Source organism: Streptomyces sp. NPDC021093 (assembly GCF_044333135.1).
GTDB lineage: Bacteria > Actinomycetota > Actinomycetes > Streptomycetales > Streptomycetaceae > Streptomyces.
The window spans coordinates 292,336-307,314 of record NZ_JBIRQJ010000002.1 but is presented as its reverse complement, the minus strand read 5'-3'; the positions used below and the strand labels follow the sequence as shown (position 1 = coordinate 307,314).

10 protein-coding genes and 1 pseudogene are annotated in these 14,979 nt (G+C 69.7%); 7 read left to right on the top strand and 4 right to left on the bottom strand.

The window, feature by feature from the left end:
* Window positions 1–585: 585 nt before the first annotated feature.
* Window positions 586–913: pseudogene (locus ACH4SP_RS06440) on the bottom strand (membrane dipeptidase); the annotation flags it as partial.
* 517 nt (window positions 914–1,430) lie between these two features.
* Here ACH4SP_RS06440 and dnaE point away from each other — a divergent pair.
* Complete coding sequence (dnaE, locus tag ACH4SP_RS06435) at window positions 1,431–4,970, top strand: DNA polymerase III subunit alpha (RefSeq protein WP_398410278.1); 3,540 nt, start codon at window positions 1,431–1,433, stop codon at window positions 4,968–4,970.
* A 49-nt stretch (window positions 4,971–5,019) separates the two neighbouring features.
* Here the strand turns inward: dnaE and cpt are convergent, their stop codons facing one another.
* From cpt to ACH4SP_RS06420, 3 genes are all read right to left on the bottom strand, one after another.
* Window positions 5,020–5,556 carry a chloramphenicol phosphotransferase CPT gene (gene cpt, locus ACH4SP_RS06430; protein ID WP_398410272.1) on the bottom strand — a complete coding sequence of 179 codons (537 nt, stop codon included), beginning with the start codon at window positions 5,554–5,556 and terminating at the stop codon, window positions 5,020–5,022.
* A gap of 104 nt (window positions 5,557–5,660) precedes the next feature.
* Window positions 5,661–6,920 (bottom strand): cytochrome P450, encoded by a 1,260-nt coding sequence (locus ACH4SP_RS06425; protein ID WP_398410269.1) that lies wholly within the window; start codon window positions 6,918–6,920, stop codon window positions 5,661–5,663.
* Between the two features lie 19 nt (window positions 6,921–6,939).
* Entirely contained in the window at window positions 6,940–8,268 is a 1,329-nt protein-coding gene (locus ACH4SP_RS06420; RefSeq protein WP_398411773.1) for a glutamine synthetase family protein, read from the bottom strand.
* A 480-nt stretch (window positions 8,269–8,748) separates the two neighbouring features.
* Between ACH4SP_RS06420 and ACH4SP_RS06415 the strand changes: the two genes are divergently transcribed.
* From ACH4SP_RS06415 to ACH4SP_RS06390, 6 genes are all read left to right on the top strand, one after another.
* Window positions 8,749–8,937, top strand: a complete 189-nt coding sequence (locus tag ACH4SP_RS06415; protein WP_398410264.1) for a ferredoxin — start codon at window positions 8,749–8,751, stop codon at window positions 8,935–8,937.
* 7 nt (window positions 8,938–8,944) lie between these two features.
* Window positions 8,945–10,264: an NAD(P)/FAD-dependent oxidoreductase gene (locus tag ACH4SP_RS06410; RefSeq protein ID WP_398410262.1), complete on the top strand. Its 1,320-nt coding sequence runs from the start codon at window positions 8,945–8,947 to the stop codon at window positions 10,262–10,264.
* Window positions 10,261–11,067 carry an acetoacetate decarboxylase family protein gene (locus ACH4SP_RS06405; protein ID WP_398410260.1) on the top strand — a complete coding sequence of 269 codons (807 nt, stop codon included), beginning with the start codon at window positions 10,261–10,263 and terminating at the stop codon, window positions 11,065–11,067. The genes ACH4SP_RS06410 and ACH4SP_RS06405 overlap by 4 nt, the downstream gene beginning before the upstream one ends.
* A gap of 499 nt (window positions 11,068–11,566) precedes the next feature.
* On the top strand, window positions 11,567–13,153 hold the full coding sequence (locus ACH4SP_RS06400; RefSeq protein ID WP_398410257.1) for an aldehyde dehydrogenase family protein: 1,587 nt from the start codon (window positions 11,567–11,569) through the stop codon (window positions 13,151–13,153).
* On the top strand, window positions 13,146–14,075 hold the full coding sequence (locus ACH4SP_RS06395; protein WP_398410253.1) for a 3,4-dihydroxyphenylacetate 2,3-dioxygenase: 930 nt from the start codon (window positions 13,146–13,148) through the stop codon (window positions 14,073–14,075). Before ACH4SP_RS06400 ends, ACH4SP_RS06395 begins: the two co-directional genes overlap by 8 nt.
* Window positions 14,068–14,916, top strand: coding sequence for a fumarylacetoacetate hydrolase family protein (locus ACH4SP_RS06390; protein WP_398410249.1), 849 nt, complete (start codon window positions 14,068–14,070; stop codon window positions 14,914–14,916). Before ACH4SP_RS06395 ends, ACH4SP_RS06390 begins: the two co-directional genes overlap by 8 nt.
* The last annotated feature ends 63 nt before the right edge of the window (window positions 14,917–14,979 follow it).

Here is a 14,979-nt window from a genome sequence, read left to right as displayed (position 1 = left end):
CCTCCTCCACGCCCCGCCCCAGCAGCGCCTCCGTCACCAGCGGCAGCCCGCGCGGCCCGGACAGGCCGGGCAGCGACAGCCGGAAGCCTTCCGGTATCTCCTCCTCGCAGCAGCGCGGCAGCGTGTCGCGGTCGACCTCCTCGATGAAGTCGGCACCGACTGACGGAGCCGGGCGAAACGAACGTGCATCCAGCGCATCACCGGTTCGCGCAAACGGAGACGGAGGGGCGCAGTGCTTCCGCTAATGTGGCCGAATCGCTCTGTGAGTCCTTTGAAGGCACGAACCCGGCCTGCCCGGGGGAAACGGTTGCATGTGGCATCGATCGGAGCGATGCCGTCAGGGCCTTCCTGACGTGGGGCCCTGTCACCGGTCCCGCATCGCGGATCGGACGTACCAGTTCTGCGGTGGATGCGACCCGTGACCGCCCTGCCGTAGGGGGCAGTCGGGAGCGCGACAAAGCGTGAACGTGAGCGAGCACGCAAGCTCGGGCACCGTTCACGGCCGAGAAGGTGACGCAGACCGTGCCGCCGGTGGCGGCAACGTTGCACAGCTGGCCGTCGACGAGGTTGCGGTGGTGATCGCGCAGGATACGTGCGCGATCCTGCCCGCCGCGTGCGCGGCGTCGATGTCGTCGCCGTCGAGACACAGGCGTACGGAGTCCTGGTTGCCCTCGGCGAGGGTGTGCGCGCACTCGATCATGCGGAGGGTCTCGCGGAGGGCGCCCTCGGGGCGGTAGGCGTCGCCGATGAAGACCGGGAGGACCTGGAGGTCGACCCCGCCCTCCTGGAGCTGCGGCAGCCAGCGTTCGCGGAAGAAGCTCGCCCAGCGCCGGGGAGGCCGGGCGGCGACGGCGATGAGGAGGTCGTTGTGGGCGTCTGCTACGACGGCGTGGTGGTGCAGTTCAAGAGACACAGGGCCTCACCCTAGGGTCCGTCCGGCGGATCCTGCCGCGGTCGCGTGCCCTGGCACGCACGCCCCCAAGGTCTTAAGGACCAGGGGGGACCCCCACGGCGTTGTCGTCAATCGACGACGCTCCGCGTCGCCTCAATCCTCCGCCTTGCATCTGCACGCTTCCCCAAGCTCTCAACTCCGTTCGAGCAGGGGAGGCCCCATTGCCCCGTTCCGCCGTAGCGAGAAGGGGAGGTCACCCCTGTGCGGCCTGATCCGCCGGACAGACCCTAGGCGCGCCGATCATCGGGATCCACAGGTATTTCTCACATCTCTCTGACCTCGTCTTCTTCCCGGAATAGCACCCCTGACCTGCGGAAACACCGGCTCGGGCAGTACTGTGAGCGGCCTTGATCAACCCCTTGGGAGAGGTAGGCTCGGGGGTCTCCGACACCTCGTACGCCTCCCCGGGCAGCTCCGTGCCCCGGGCCGCTTCGGCGTGCCGTACCCCAGCCGCCCCTCCACCGGAAGGCACCTACCCGTGGCCGATCAGCCGTTCACGCACCTGCACGTTCACACCCAGTACTCGCTCCTGGACGGCGCGGCCCGGCTCAAGGACATGTTCAAGGCGTGCGGCGAGATGGACATGACGCACATCGCCATGACCGACCACGGCAATCTGCACGGGGCGTACGACTTCTTCCACCAGGCGAAGAAGGCGGAGATCACGCCGATCATCGGCATCGAGGCGTATCTCGCCCCGGAGTCGCGCCGTCACAACAAGCCGGTGAAGTGGGGTGCCCCGCACCAGAAGGGCGACGACGTCGCGGGTGCGGGCGCGTACACGCACATGACGATGTGGGCGCGGAACAACACCGGCCTGCACAACCTCTTCCGCGCCCAGTCCCGCGCCAGCCTGGAGGGCTTCTTCCGCAAGCCGCGCATGGACCGCGAGCTGCTGCAGGAGTACGGCGACGGGCTGATGGCCACCACCGGCTGTCCGTCGGGCGAGATCTCCACCAAGATCCGCCTCGGCCAGCTCGACGAGGCGATCAAGGCGGCCGGCGAGTTCCAGGACATCTTCGGCAAGGAGAACTTCTTCGTCGAGCTGATGGACCACGACATCGACATCGACCGGCGGGCCCGCTCGGGCCTCCTTGAGGTCGCGAAGAAGATCCAGGCGCCGTTCGTCGTCACCAACGACTCGCACTACACGTACGCGTCCGAGGCCGCCGCCCACGACACGCTGCTCTGCATCCAGACCGGCTCGAACATCTCCGACACGGACCGCTTCCGCTTCGACGGCTCGGGCTACCACCTGAAGACGGCCGCCGAGATGTACGCGATCGACTCGTCGGACGCATGGCTGGAGGGCTGCCGGAACACCCAGCTCCTCATCGCCGACCGGGTGGACACCTCCGGCATGTTCGAGCCGAAGAACCTGATGCCGAAGTTCGACGTGCCCGAGGGGTACGACGAGGTGTCGTGGTTCCGCGAGGAAGTGCGCATCGGCATGAACCGGCGCTTCAACGGCCAGGTCCCGCAGGACCGCCAGGAGCTCGCCGACTACGAGATGGGCATCATCATCGAGATGGGCTTCCCGGGGTACTTCCTCGTGGTCGCCGACTTCATCATGTGGGCCAAGAACAACGGCATCGCGGTGGGCCCCGGCCGTGGTTCGGCGGCCGGTTCGATCGTCGCGTACGCCATGGGCATCACCGACCTCGACCCCGTCCCGCACGGCCTGATCTTCGAGCGGTTCCTCAACCCCGAGCGCGTCTCCATGCCCGACGTCGACATCGACTTCGACGAGCGCAGGCGCGGTGAGGTGATCCGGTACGTCACCGAGAAGTACGGCGCCGACAAGGTCGCCATGATCGGCACGTACGGCACCATCAAGGCCAAGAACGCGATCAAGGACTCGGCCCGCGTCCTCGGCTACCCGTACGCGATGGGCGACCGCATCACGAAGGCCATGCCCGCCGACGTCATGGGCAAGGGCATCGACCTCAACGGCATCACCGACCCCAAGCACCCCCGCTACAGCGAGGCGGGCGAGGTGCGCGGGATGTACGAGAACGAGCCCGACGTCAAGAAGGTCATCGACACGGCACGCGGCATCGAGGGCCTGGTCCGCCAGATGGGCGTGCACGCGGCCGGCGTCATCATGTCCAGCGAGCCGGTCATCGACCACGCCCCGGTCTTCTCGCCGAAGAACGACGGCGTGGTCGTCACCCAGTGGGACTACCCGAGCTGCGAGTCGCTCGGCCTCCTCAAGATGGACTTCCTGGGTCTGCGCAACCTGACGATCATGCAGGACGCCCAGAAGGCCATCAAGGCGAACAAGGGCATCGACCTGGAGCTGCTCTCGCTGCCGCTCGACGACGGTCCGACGTACGAACTCCTGGCGCGCGGCGATACGTTGGGCGTCTTCCAGTTCGACGGCGGTCCCATGCGCTCGCTGCTGCGGCTGATGAAGCCCGACAACTTCGAAGACATTTCCGCCGTGTCGGCCCTCTACCGGCCGGGCCCGATGGGAATGAACTCCCACACGAACTACGCCCTGCGCAAGAACAAGCAGCAGGAAATCACCCCGATCCACCCGGAGTTGGAGGAGCCGCTCTCCGAAGTCCTGGGCATCACCTACGGCCTGGTGGTGTATCAGGAGCAGGTGCAGAAGGCGGCGCAGGTCCTGGCGGGCTACTCGCTCGGCCAGGCCGACCTGCTCCGCCGCGCCATGGGCAAGAAGAAGAAGGAAGTCCTCGACAAGGAGTTCGTCCCCTTCCAGAAGGGCTGCCGGGAGCGCGGCTACTCCGACGAGGCGATCCAGGCGGTGTGGGACGTCCTGGTCCCCTTCGCCGGCTACGCGTTCAACAAGGCGCACTCGGCGGCGTACGGCCTGGTCTCGTACTGGACCGCCTACCTCAAGGCGAACTACCCCGCCGAATACATGGCCGGTCTCCTCACCTCGGTGAAGGACGACAAGGACAAGATGGCCCTGTACCTCAACGAGTGCCGCCGCATGGGCATCAAGGTGCTGCCGCCGGACGTGAACGAGTCGGCGGGCAACTTCACCCCGCAGGGCGACGACGTGATCGTCTTCGGCCTGACCGCCGTCCGCAACGTCGGCCAGAACGTCGTCGACTCGATCGTCAAGTGCCGCAAGGCGAAGGGGAAGTACTCCTCCTTCCCCGACTACCTCGACAAGGTCGAATCGGTCGTCTGCAACAAGCGCACGACGGAATCCCTCATCAAGGCGGGCGCGTTCGACGCCATGGGCCACACCCGCAAGGGCCTGTCCGCCGTCTTCGAGAACATGGTCGACGCGGTCGTCCAGGTGAAGCGCAAGGAGGCCGAGGGCCAGTTCGACCTCTTCGGCGACCTGGGTTCGGACGGCCCCGACGACTCCCCCGGCTTCGGCCTGGACACCCCGATCGGCGACATCGAGTGGGACAAGTCGTTCCTCCTCGCGCAGGAGCGCGAGATGCTCGGCCTGTACGTCTCCGACCACCCGCTCTTCGGCCTGGAGCACGTCCTGTCGGACAAGGCGGACGCGGCCATCGCGTCACTCACCAGCGGCGAGTACTCGGACGGCGCGATCACCACCATCGGCGGCCTGATCACCGGCCTGCAGCGCAAGATGACCAAGCAGGGCAACGCGTGGGCGATCGCGACGGTCGAGGACCTGGCCGGCTCCATCGAGTGCATGTTCTTCCCCGCCACGTACCAGCTGATCTCGACCCAACTCACCGAAGACACCGTCGTGTTCGTCAAGGGCCGCCTCGACAAGCGCGAGGACATCCCGCGGCTGGTCGCGATGGAACTCCAGGTCCCGGACATCTCCGACGCGGGGACGAACGCGCCGGTGGTGCTGACGATTCCGACCGTGAAGGTCACCCCGCCGATGGTCGGCAAGCTGGGCGAGATCCTCTCCCACCACCGGGGCGACACGGAGGTCCGCATCAAGCTCCAGGGCCCGCGCAAGACGACGGTGCTGCGCCTGGACCGGCACCGGGTGAAGGCGGACCCGGCACTGTACGGCGACCTGAAGGTGCTGCTGGGCCCGTCCTGCTTGCAGTAGTCGCGCGCCGAGGGGCCCTGCACGCCGCTGGGCCCCTCCCCTGTCTCCCTCACTCCGCCCGTTCGGCGATCAGCCGCGCACACTCCCGAGGCCCGCTGCGCGCGGTGTCCACCTCGAAGTCGTACGACACCCCGTCGTGCACCAACTCGGCCTGGGCGGCGGCCATTCCACCGATCCGGTCCCCCCGGTCTGCCTCCCGCGCCGCCGCCACCCCCGCCTCGCACCGCACCCCCACCCACAGCACCTCGACGTCACCGCCGATCGCCTTGAGCCACCGCGCCTGCGACTCGGCTCCCCCGAGGAACACCTCGTCGACGACGACCCTGGCTCCGGCCCGCACCATCGCGACGACCCCCGCGATCCAGGCCTCCTCCAGCCGCCGGAACTCGCCCCCGACGGCGACTCCACCGTCCGGGGCGAACTCGATACCGGCGTCCCCCTCCTGCAGGGAAGCGGGCAGCGCGTCGACGAAGGTGTCCACGCTGAGGGACAGCCACGAATCCGGCAGCACGGCCTGCAGGCACCGGACGATGCTGGACTTCCCGGAGCTGGAGCCGCCGTTGAGAACGATCAGTTGGGTCTTCACGGGGACACGGTAGGGGCAGCCCTCCGCCGGCGCCGGACATTTTTCTCCTCCGGGTTCCTCCTCCGGGTTCCTCCTCCGGGCCGCTCGCCCCGCCTCACCTCACCTCACCTCAGCGTGACCTCCACCGGCAGCCTCTTGATCCCGTTCACGAAGTTGCTTCGTACCCGCGGGACTTCGCCCGTCAGGCGGATCGAGGACAGGCGTGGGAGGAGTTCCTCGAAGAGGATCTGGATTTCGAGGCGGGCGAGGGCGTTGCCGAGGCAGAAGTGGGGGCCGCCCTTGCCGAAGGTGACGTGGTCGATGCGGGAGCGGGTGACGTCGAAGGAGTAGGGGTCGGTGAAGACCTCGTCGTCGCGGTTGCCCGAGGCGAACCACAGGACGACCTTGTCGCCCTCCTTGATGTGCTTTCCGCCCAGCTCCGTGTCGCGCGTGGCGGTGCGGCGGAAGTGGTAGACGGGGGACGCCCAGCGCAGGAACTCCTCCACGGCGGCGGGGATCAGCGCGGGGTCGGCCTGGAGCTTGGCCAGTTCCGCGGGGTGCTGGATGAGGGCCAGCATGGAGTGGGAGATGGCGTGACGGGTGGTTTCGTTGCCCGCGACGACCAGGAGGAGGAAGTAGTTGTCGAAGTCGGTGGGGGTGAGGGGGACGCCGTCCTTGGGGGTCTGGTTGACGAGGAGGCTGACCAGGTCGGTGCCGTCGCCGCCCTTGCGCTCGGCGGCCAACTTGCGTCCGTACGCGAAGACTTCGACGGCGGCGGGACTACGGAAGGGCAGATTGCGGAAGCTGTCGCTCTCCTCGGAGTGGAGGAGTACGTCGGCGTAGTCGGGGTCCGTGTTGCCGATGATGCGGTTTCCCCAGTCGATGAGCTGCTGGGTGTCGTCCTCGGGGACGTCGAGCATCCGGGCGAGGACGTTGATGGGGAAGTCGGCGGAGATCTCGTTGACGAAGTCGAAGCTGCCCTTGGCCAGTGCGGCGTCCAGGGTCCGGCGGGTGAGGACGCGGAGGAAGTCGCCGTAGGCCGCGACCGACTTGGACGTGAAGGGTTTCTGGAGGATGCGGCGCATGGCCTGGTGGCGGAGGCCGTCCGTTTCGAGGAGGGAGCGGCGGATCGCGATCTGGTCGTCGTCCACCTCCTCCAGGTTGGTGAAGCGGGTGGAGGTGTACGTCTCCGGGTCGCGGTCGACGGCGACGATGTCGGCGTGCTTCGTGACCGCCCAGAAGCCGCTGTTGGGGGCGGGTTCGGGCTGCCAGTGGACGGGGTCCTCGCGGCGCAGGGTGTCCAGCATCCTCCAGGGGGTCTCGCCGTCGAGGAACTTGTCCGGGTCGGCGAGGTCCACGGCCGAGAGGGGGAGGGGGGAGGTCATGGGGCGGCTCCGATACGGCTCAGATGTGGTAGGCGTACTCGCTGAACTCCCAGTCGGTGACGTGCTGTTGGAAGCGCTCGATCTCGTTGCGCTTGTACGCGAGGAAGGAGGCGGCGAACTCCTTGCCGAGCAGTTCCGTCAGCGGTCCGTCGGCGACCAGGGCGTCCAGGGCGACGGGCAGGGAGGAGGGCAACAGGGGGGCCTTGGTGGCGTCGTAGCCGTAGCCCTGCACCGGCGCGGGAGGCTCCTCGCCCGCCAGGATGCCGAGGAGGGCGGCAGCCAGTGTGCTCGCGATCACCAGGTACGGGTTGGCGCTGGCGTCGCCGAGGCGCAGCTCCAGACGGGAGGACGCACCGCGCTCCGGCGGGATGCGGAGCATGGCGCTGCGGTTGTCCAGGCCCCAGTCGATCAGCCAGGGGGCGAGGGTGTCCGGGCCGAAGCGCTTGTAGGAGTTGACTGTGGGGTTCTGGAGGGCGGCCAGTGCGGGGGCGTGCGCCAGGATTCCGGCGAGGGCGTGCCGGGCGGGGGCCGCGAGGCCGTGCGGGGCCTCCGGGTCGTCGAAGACGTTGCTGCCTGAGGTGTCCGAGACCGCCGAGAAGTGGAGGTGGAAGCCCGAACCGCCCTCGTCGTTGAAGGGTTTGGCCATGAAGGTGGCCAACTTCCCTTCCGCACGGGCGAGTTCCTTGACGGCCGCCTTGAAGCGGAAGGCGCGGTCGGCGGCGTCGAGGGCCTCGGAGTGGTTGAGGTTGATCTCGAACTGACCGCTGCTGTACTCGTGGTTGCCCGCCGTGACGCCGAGGCCGAGGTCGCGCAGATGGCGGAGCGTACGGAGGAGGTGACGCTCGGGGTCGCCGCGCAGACCTGCGGTGTAGATGTTGCCGGGCGCTTCGGCGTAGCGCCGCCAGCCGGTGGGGGTGCCGGGGGCCTCCTCGCAGAGGAAGTATTCGAGTTCGGGTCCTACGACGGGCACGAGGCCGTGCTCGGCCCACGCGCCGAGGACCTGCTGGAGCACGCCCCGCGGTGACTCGGCAGCGCGCTCCCCGGTGTCCGGGTCGGTCGCCTCGCCCAGGCACCAGGCGACGCCGGGTTCCCAGGGCAGCGGGAGGAGGGTCGACAGGTCGGGGCGTACGAGGATGTCGGGCAGCCCGGCGTCGAGCCCGCCCGCGACGTCGACCGTGTCGCCCTGCGGCGACGTGTGGTAGACGGCGCGGCAGAAGGCCAGGCCGTGCCCGAGCGCCGAGGGCAGGTGCTCGACGAGGACGTCGCGGGCCCGGTCGGTGCCGAGGAGGTCGGGGAAGGTCACCCGTACGACGTCGATCTCCCGGCCCTGTGCGGCGAGCCGTTCCAGGGGCTCGCGGGCCTGCTGCGGGAGCGCGGCGTAGCGGGATTCGGGGGCCGCGGCGGCGACCGGGGCATCAGCTGAAGCAGTGGGCGGAACGGCGGGAGCAGCCGGGGCGGCACCGGCCGCCGGAGCGGACCGGGGAGCCGGAGCGGACTGGGCCGCCGGAGCGGACTGGGCCGCCGAATGCGAGGGCGACGGGTACTGCTGAGCGCTCACCGGTGGATCCCTCCATGTCGTTTGACTCCAAAAGGTATGCAGGCTCCCGACATGACACAAGGGGGCGGGCGGCAACTCCCCTCACCTTCACACGACAACCGCCCTGCTCCGCTTCACACGACAACTGCCCGGTCCCGCCCGACGGTTGACCGGCCGCACCGCGGGGGATTAACTTGTTTGAACTCAAACGAGTTAATGGAAGGGTTCGCTGCCACGGCGAGCCCGCTCCCGCTCGGACCGCATCCCCACTTCTCCCGGGAGGGCCGCCCCATGAAGGTCGTCGTGGACACGGACGTCTGCAAGGACCACGGACAGTGCGTCTTCGCATCCCCCGAGGTCTTCCAGCTCGACGCCGACGGAAAGCTCGTGTACGTCGCCGAGCCCGACGAGTCGCTGCGCGAGGACGTCGAGGACGCGGCGGACGTCTGCCCCCTCCAGGCCATCACCATCGAGGGCTGACCCGCCCATGAGCACCGACCGCATCGTCGTCGCCGGGGCCTCCCTCGGCGGACTGCGCACCGCAGAACAGCTGCGCCGGGCCGGATTCACGGGCGAACTCGTCGTCGTCGGCGCCGAGACGCACATGCCCTACAACCGTCCGCCCCTCTCCAAGGAGGTCCTCGCGGGGAAGGCGGACTTCGACTCGCTGACCTTCCGGCCGAAGCCCGCCGCGTCCGACGTGGTGTGGCGGACGGGTACGACCGTGCTCTCCGCGGACCTCGCGGGACGGACGGTCACCCTGGACGGCGGAGAGGTGCTCCCGTACGGCGCTCTGGTCGTCGCGACCGGGCTGCGCTCGCGACGCCTCGCGGCACCGGGACCGGCCGGGGGCCGGCACGCTGTCCGTACCCTCGACGACGCCCGCGCCCTTCAGCCCGCGCTGCGGCCGGGCGCGCGGGTGGTCGTCGTCGGCGCGGGCTTCATCGGCTGCGAGATCGCCGCGACCGCGCGCGGTCTGGGCGCCGAAGTGACGGTCGTCGACCCGGTACCGCTGCCGATGCTGGGCGCGCTGGGCGAACTGCTCGCCGGTGTGCTGATGGAGCGGCACCGGGCGCAGGGCGTGCGTCTGGCCCTCGGCCGTACGGTGGCCCGGTTCACCGGCAGCGGCACTGGCACTGGCACTGGCACTGGCACCGACGAACGGGTGACCGGCGTCGTGCTCGACGACGGGTCGCGGGTGGAGGCGGACGTCGTCGTCGAAGCGGTCGGTTCGCTCCCCAACGTGGAGTGGCTGGCGGGAAACGGGCTCGACCTGAGCGACGGGGTGCTGTGCGACGGGCAGCTGAGGGTGGCGGAGGGCGTTGTCGCGGTCGGCGACGTGGCCCGCTTCCCCAATGCGCGGTTCGACGGTACGGCGCGACGCGTCGAGCACTGGTCCATGCCGGGCGACGCCGCCAAGCACGCGGCGAAGGTGCTGGTCGGGAAGGTGGACGAGGCGGCGCCCTTCGCGCCGCTGCCGTGCTTCTGGAGCGACCAGTACGACTTCCGGCTCCAGTCCTTCGGCGCGCCCGGACTGGGCACGGGGGACGTGCGGGTACTGGCGGGCGACCTCGACGGCGAGTTGCTGGTCGGGTACCACGACCGGACTGGGCGGCTCGTGGGCGTCATGGGGCTCGGGGGGCCGATGGCGCTGGGGTGGGCGGCGGTACGGCGTGCCGAGCTGGCTGTTTCGACCGGCGCCGCTCTTCGGTCTCCCGCTCCCGCTCCGGCTCCCACTCCCGCTCCCACTCCGGCTCCAGCTCCCACTCCTGCCTCTTCCCCTACTCCCCAAGGAGCACTGAAGTGAGCACCGTTCGCGGCTACTTCCACCCCAAGACGGCGACCGGCTCTTCGTCACTGATTCCGGCGCCGCCGTGGCAGTACTCCGGCGACCTGCTGACCGTCGAGTACCGGACCGATCCGGAGCGGGTACGTGAACTCCTGCCCGCACCACTGGAGTTGGCGGCCGAGGACCCGGGAGCGGTGGCCCTTGTCTGGGCGGACTGGCAGTCCTGCTCGTCGTCGCGCGAGGAACTGCTCGACCCGGTACGGGCGCAGTACAGGGAGGCGTTCGCGGTGGTGCGCTGCACGTACCGGGGCCGGACGTACTCGCGGTGCGTCTACATCTGGGTGGACAAGGACTTCGCGATCGCGCGGGGGCTGCACCAGGGGTACCCGAAGAAGCTCGGGTCGATCCACCAGACGCGGCCGCATCCGTACGGTCCTTCGCCCCGGATCGAGGCGGGAGCGCGCTTCGGGGCGACCTTGGCGGCAGCGGACCGAAGGCTGGCGGAGGCGGTGTTCACCCTGCGCGAGGAGAGCGCGACGAACGGGTTCGTCAACGGGCACCCGATGATCCACAACCGGTGGCTCCCCTCCGTGGAGAAGGGAAAGGGGCTGGCCCTGGACGAGCTGGTCGAGGCGGGCGCGGCGTCGTTCGAGGCGGGCCCGGCGTGGGCCGCGGACGCGGAACTCTCCCTCTTCGAGTCGCCGACGGAGGAACTGGCCCGACTGGAGATCCGAGAACCGATCGGGGCGTACTTCCGGCAGGTGGGGGTGGTGTGGGACGGGGGTCGGCTGTTGGAGTCGGGGACGTCCGGAGCGGAATAGGGGCGGGGGTGGGGGTGGGGCGGGGCGCGATCCCCGCCCCTGCCCGGCCGGGTCCGGGCTCCGGGCACGTGCGGGGCGGTGGGTGGCTGGCCTTGCCTGCGGCGCTTGCCCCTCCCCGCCCCTTCCCTAAACCGCTGGCCGCGGGGCAAAGACGGGTCACGGCTCGCGCCGGTGGGGGCTGATGTCCCGGGCTGCGCCCGGTGCACGGCTCCGCCGCGCGTCCTCAAACGCCGGACAGGCTGAAGTTCGCTGCGCGGGCTGAAGTTCCCCGCGCGGGCCATGCATTTAGGGGCGCGGGGAACTGCGCGACCAGCCCCCACGCACCCGCACAAGCACACCCACCCGGGGGCCCGGGGGCTCGCCCCCTCACGCGGCGGAGCCGCAAATGTCACAGTCGGGAAGGGGCGGGTAGGGGACCAGCCCGCGCAGCGCCCCCACCCGCACCACCCGCCCCACTCGCACCCGCCGAACACCGACCCACCAACCCCCAGGAACCCACATGCCTCCTCACCCCACCCCAACCCCCACCCCCACCATCGCCGGCGTCCACATCGACACCCGCCACTGGATCAACGGCCGACGCAGCGAATCGGCTTCCGGCGAGACCTTCCCCGACCTCTCCCCCATCGACAACACCGAACTCGCCCAGATCTCCCGCGGCGGCAAGCCCGAAGCCCACGCCGCCGTCGCCGCCGCGAAAGCCGCCTTCCCCGCCTGGGCGGCCACCCCGCCGCCCGCCCGCGCCCGCATCCTCCACGCCATCGCCGACGGCGTCGAAAAGCGGCTGGAAGAGCTGGCCCAGGTCGAGACCGCCGACAACGGCGCTCTCGTCCGCTCCCACCGCCGCGGCGTCATGCCCCGCGTCGCCCACAACTTCCGCTTCTTCGCCGACTGGCTGACCAACAACCTCTCCCACCCCGACTTCGACACCAAAACGCACACCGAAGTGCACTCCAACACCCGCCGCAACCACGTGAGTTGGGACCCCGCCGGACCCTGCGTCCTCATCACCCCGTGGAACGCGCCCCTCATGATGGAGAGCTGGAAGGTAGCCCCCGCCCTCGCCGCCGGGAACACCGTCGTCCTCAAGCCCGCCGAGTGGTCGCCCCTCACCGCCTCCCTCCTCGCCGACATCGCCGCCGAGGCCGGTCTGCCCGCCGGCGTGCTGAACGTCGTCCAGGGGTACGGGGCCGAGGCCGGTCAGGCCCTCGTCGAGCACCCGGACGTACGCCGCATCAGCTTCACCGGGTCGGTGCCGACCGCCCAGCACATCGCGACGGCCGCCGCCGCGAACCTCACCCCCACCTCCCTCGAACTCGGCGGCAAGTCCCCCCTCCTCGTCCTCGACGACGCGGACCTGGACCTCGCCGTGGAGCTCGCCGTCGAGCAGTACGACAACGCAGGTCAGGTCTGCCTCGCGGGCACGCGTCTGCTCGTGCACGAGTCGATCGAAGCGGAATTCACTCAACGGTTCATCGGCAGAGCAAGCAATCTGACCCAGGGCGACCCCCGCGACACCGCCACCGACATCGGGCCCAACATCCACGCCCGGCAGCTCGAAAAGATCGACGGCTTCGTGCAGCGAGCAGTCGCCGCCGGAGCCACGGCCGTCATCGGCGGCGGGCCGAACACCGACCTCAACGAGCGCCTCGGCGGCCTCTACTACCGCCCCACCCTCCTCACCGGGCTCGGCCAGGACGCCGAAGCCGTCCAGGAGGAGATCTTCGGCCCGGTGCTCACGCTCCAGACCTTCAGCAGCGACGACGAAGCGATCGCCCTCGCCAACGGCACCCGCTTCGGTCTCGCCGCGACCGTCGTCAGCGGCGACCGCGCGCACGCCGACCGGATCGCCGCACGCCTCGTCGCGGGCACCGTCTGGGTCAACTGCTTCTACGTGCGCGACCTCCGCGCCCCCTTCGGCGGCTCCCGCCGGTCCGGGGTCGGCCGCGAGGGCGGCACCTGGAGCTTCGACTTCTACTGCGACCTCAAGAACACCGTCACCGCACAGCAGACCTTCACCGCACAGCAGACCTTCACTACACAGCAGACCTCCACTACACAGGAATCAGGTTCGGATCATGGGTGAAATCGTCGGTGCGGGGCTGCTCTCGCACGTACCCACCATCGTTCTGCCCGAGGAGACCCGCAAGGAGCTCAACGAGGGCCGTGAGATCAGCCTCGTCCCCGGACTGCGCAGGCTCCGCGCGGACGTCTTCGAGAAGCTCGACTACGACACCGTGGTCGTCCTCGACTCGCACTGGGCGACCACCGTCGAGTACGTCGTCGCCGCCCAGCACCGCCGCGCCGGGCTCTTCACCTCCGAGGAGCTGCCGCGCGGCATGTGCCGCGTGCCGTACGACTACCCCGGAGACCCCGAACTGGCCGCGAGCATCGCCGGGTTCGCGGACACGCACGGGACGTGGATCACCCCGATCGACGACCCGTACCTGCCCGTGTACTACGCCACGATCAATCTGTGGAAGTACCTCGGCGAAGGCCTCACCGACAAGAAGTGGGTGTCCATCGGGGTCTGCCAGACCGCCGACACCGAGGACAACCTGCGGCTCGGCCGCGCCCTCGCCGACGGCATCGCCGCCACCGACCGCAAGGTGATCGTCATCGCGTCGGGCGCCCTGTCGCACACCTTCTGGTCGCTGCGCGAGCTGCGCGACCACGAGTCCAGCGACCCCAGCCACATCTTCAGCGCCGGCGCCCGTGCGGCCGACCACGAGCGCATCGCCTGGTTCGAGCAGGGCCGGCACGACGAAGTCCTGCGCACCATGCCGGAGTTCTACACGTACAAGCCGGAGGCCCGCTTCGGGCACTACCTGATGATGGCCGGGGCCCTCGGCGAGGAGCGCTGCACCGCTCCCGGCCGTCTGTACAGCGCGTACGAGAACTCCGTCGGCACCGGCCAGGTGCACCTCTGGTTCGACCGCCCCGACGGCGGCTGGACCGCACCCCCTCGGCACAGCGAAATCAACCGGCAGGAGACCTCCCATGCCTGAGTACCGCCGCGTCCTTCTCGACGGCGCCGTCACCCAAGTGGTCCGTGAGGGCGAGGAGTTGGTGTCGGCGGACGGGCGGCGCATCAAGGCCGCCGAAGCCCGGCACCTGCCTCCGGTGGTGCCGTCCAAGGTGATCGCCGTGCACCTCAACCACCGCAGCCGGGTGGAGGAGTTCCGGATCGGGCTGGCCCAGGCCCCGACGTACTTCCACAAGCCGACCTCCTCCCTCAACTCGCACGGCGGCGCGGTCGTCCGCCCCGAGGGCTGCAAGTACCTCAACTACGAGGGCGAGGTGGCGATCGTCATCGGGAGGACCGCGCGCAACATCTCGCCGGGGGATGCCGGGGAGTACATCGCCGGTTACACCGTCGGCAACGACTACGGCCTGCACGACTTCCGCGACACCGACGCCGGTTCGATGCTCCGTGTGAAGGGCTCCGACACCCTCTGCCCGCTCGGCCCCGGTCTCGTCACCGACTGGGACTTCCACGACAAGTACCTGCGTACGTACGTCAACGGCAAGGTCGTGCAGGACGGTTCCACCTCCGAGATGGAGTGGGACATGCACTACCTGGTCGCCGACATCGCCCGCACCATCACCCTCCACCCGGGCGACGTCCTCCTCTCCGGTACGCCGGCCAACTCGCGCCCCGTACAGCCCGGTGACGTCGTCGAGGTCGAGGTGGAGGGGCTCGGGAGGCTGACGAACCACATCGTGTCGGGTCCCGTTCCCGTCCGCGACGACTGCGGCGCGCAGCCCACCGAGTCCGAGGAGGTCGTCTCGACGGCCTTCGGCGGCGACTGGGAGTTCCGCGGCGTCCGCGCGCCCCGGCGAGGCTGACCGGCCGTGGCCGTACGACGGACGGGAGCCCGGCAGGCTCCGCCAGTACCCGAAGGTGACGCG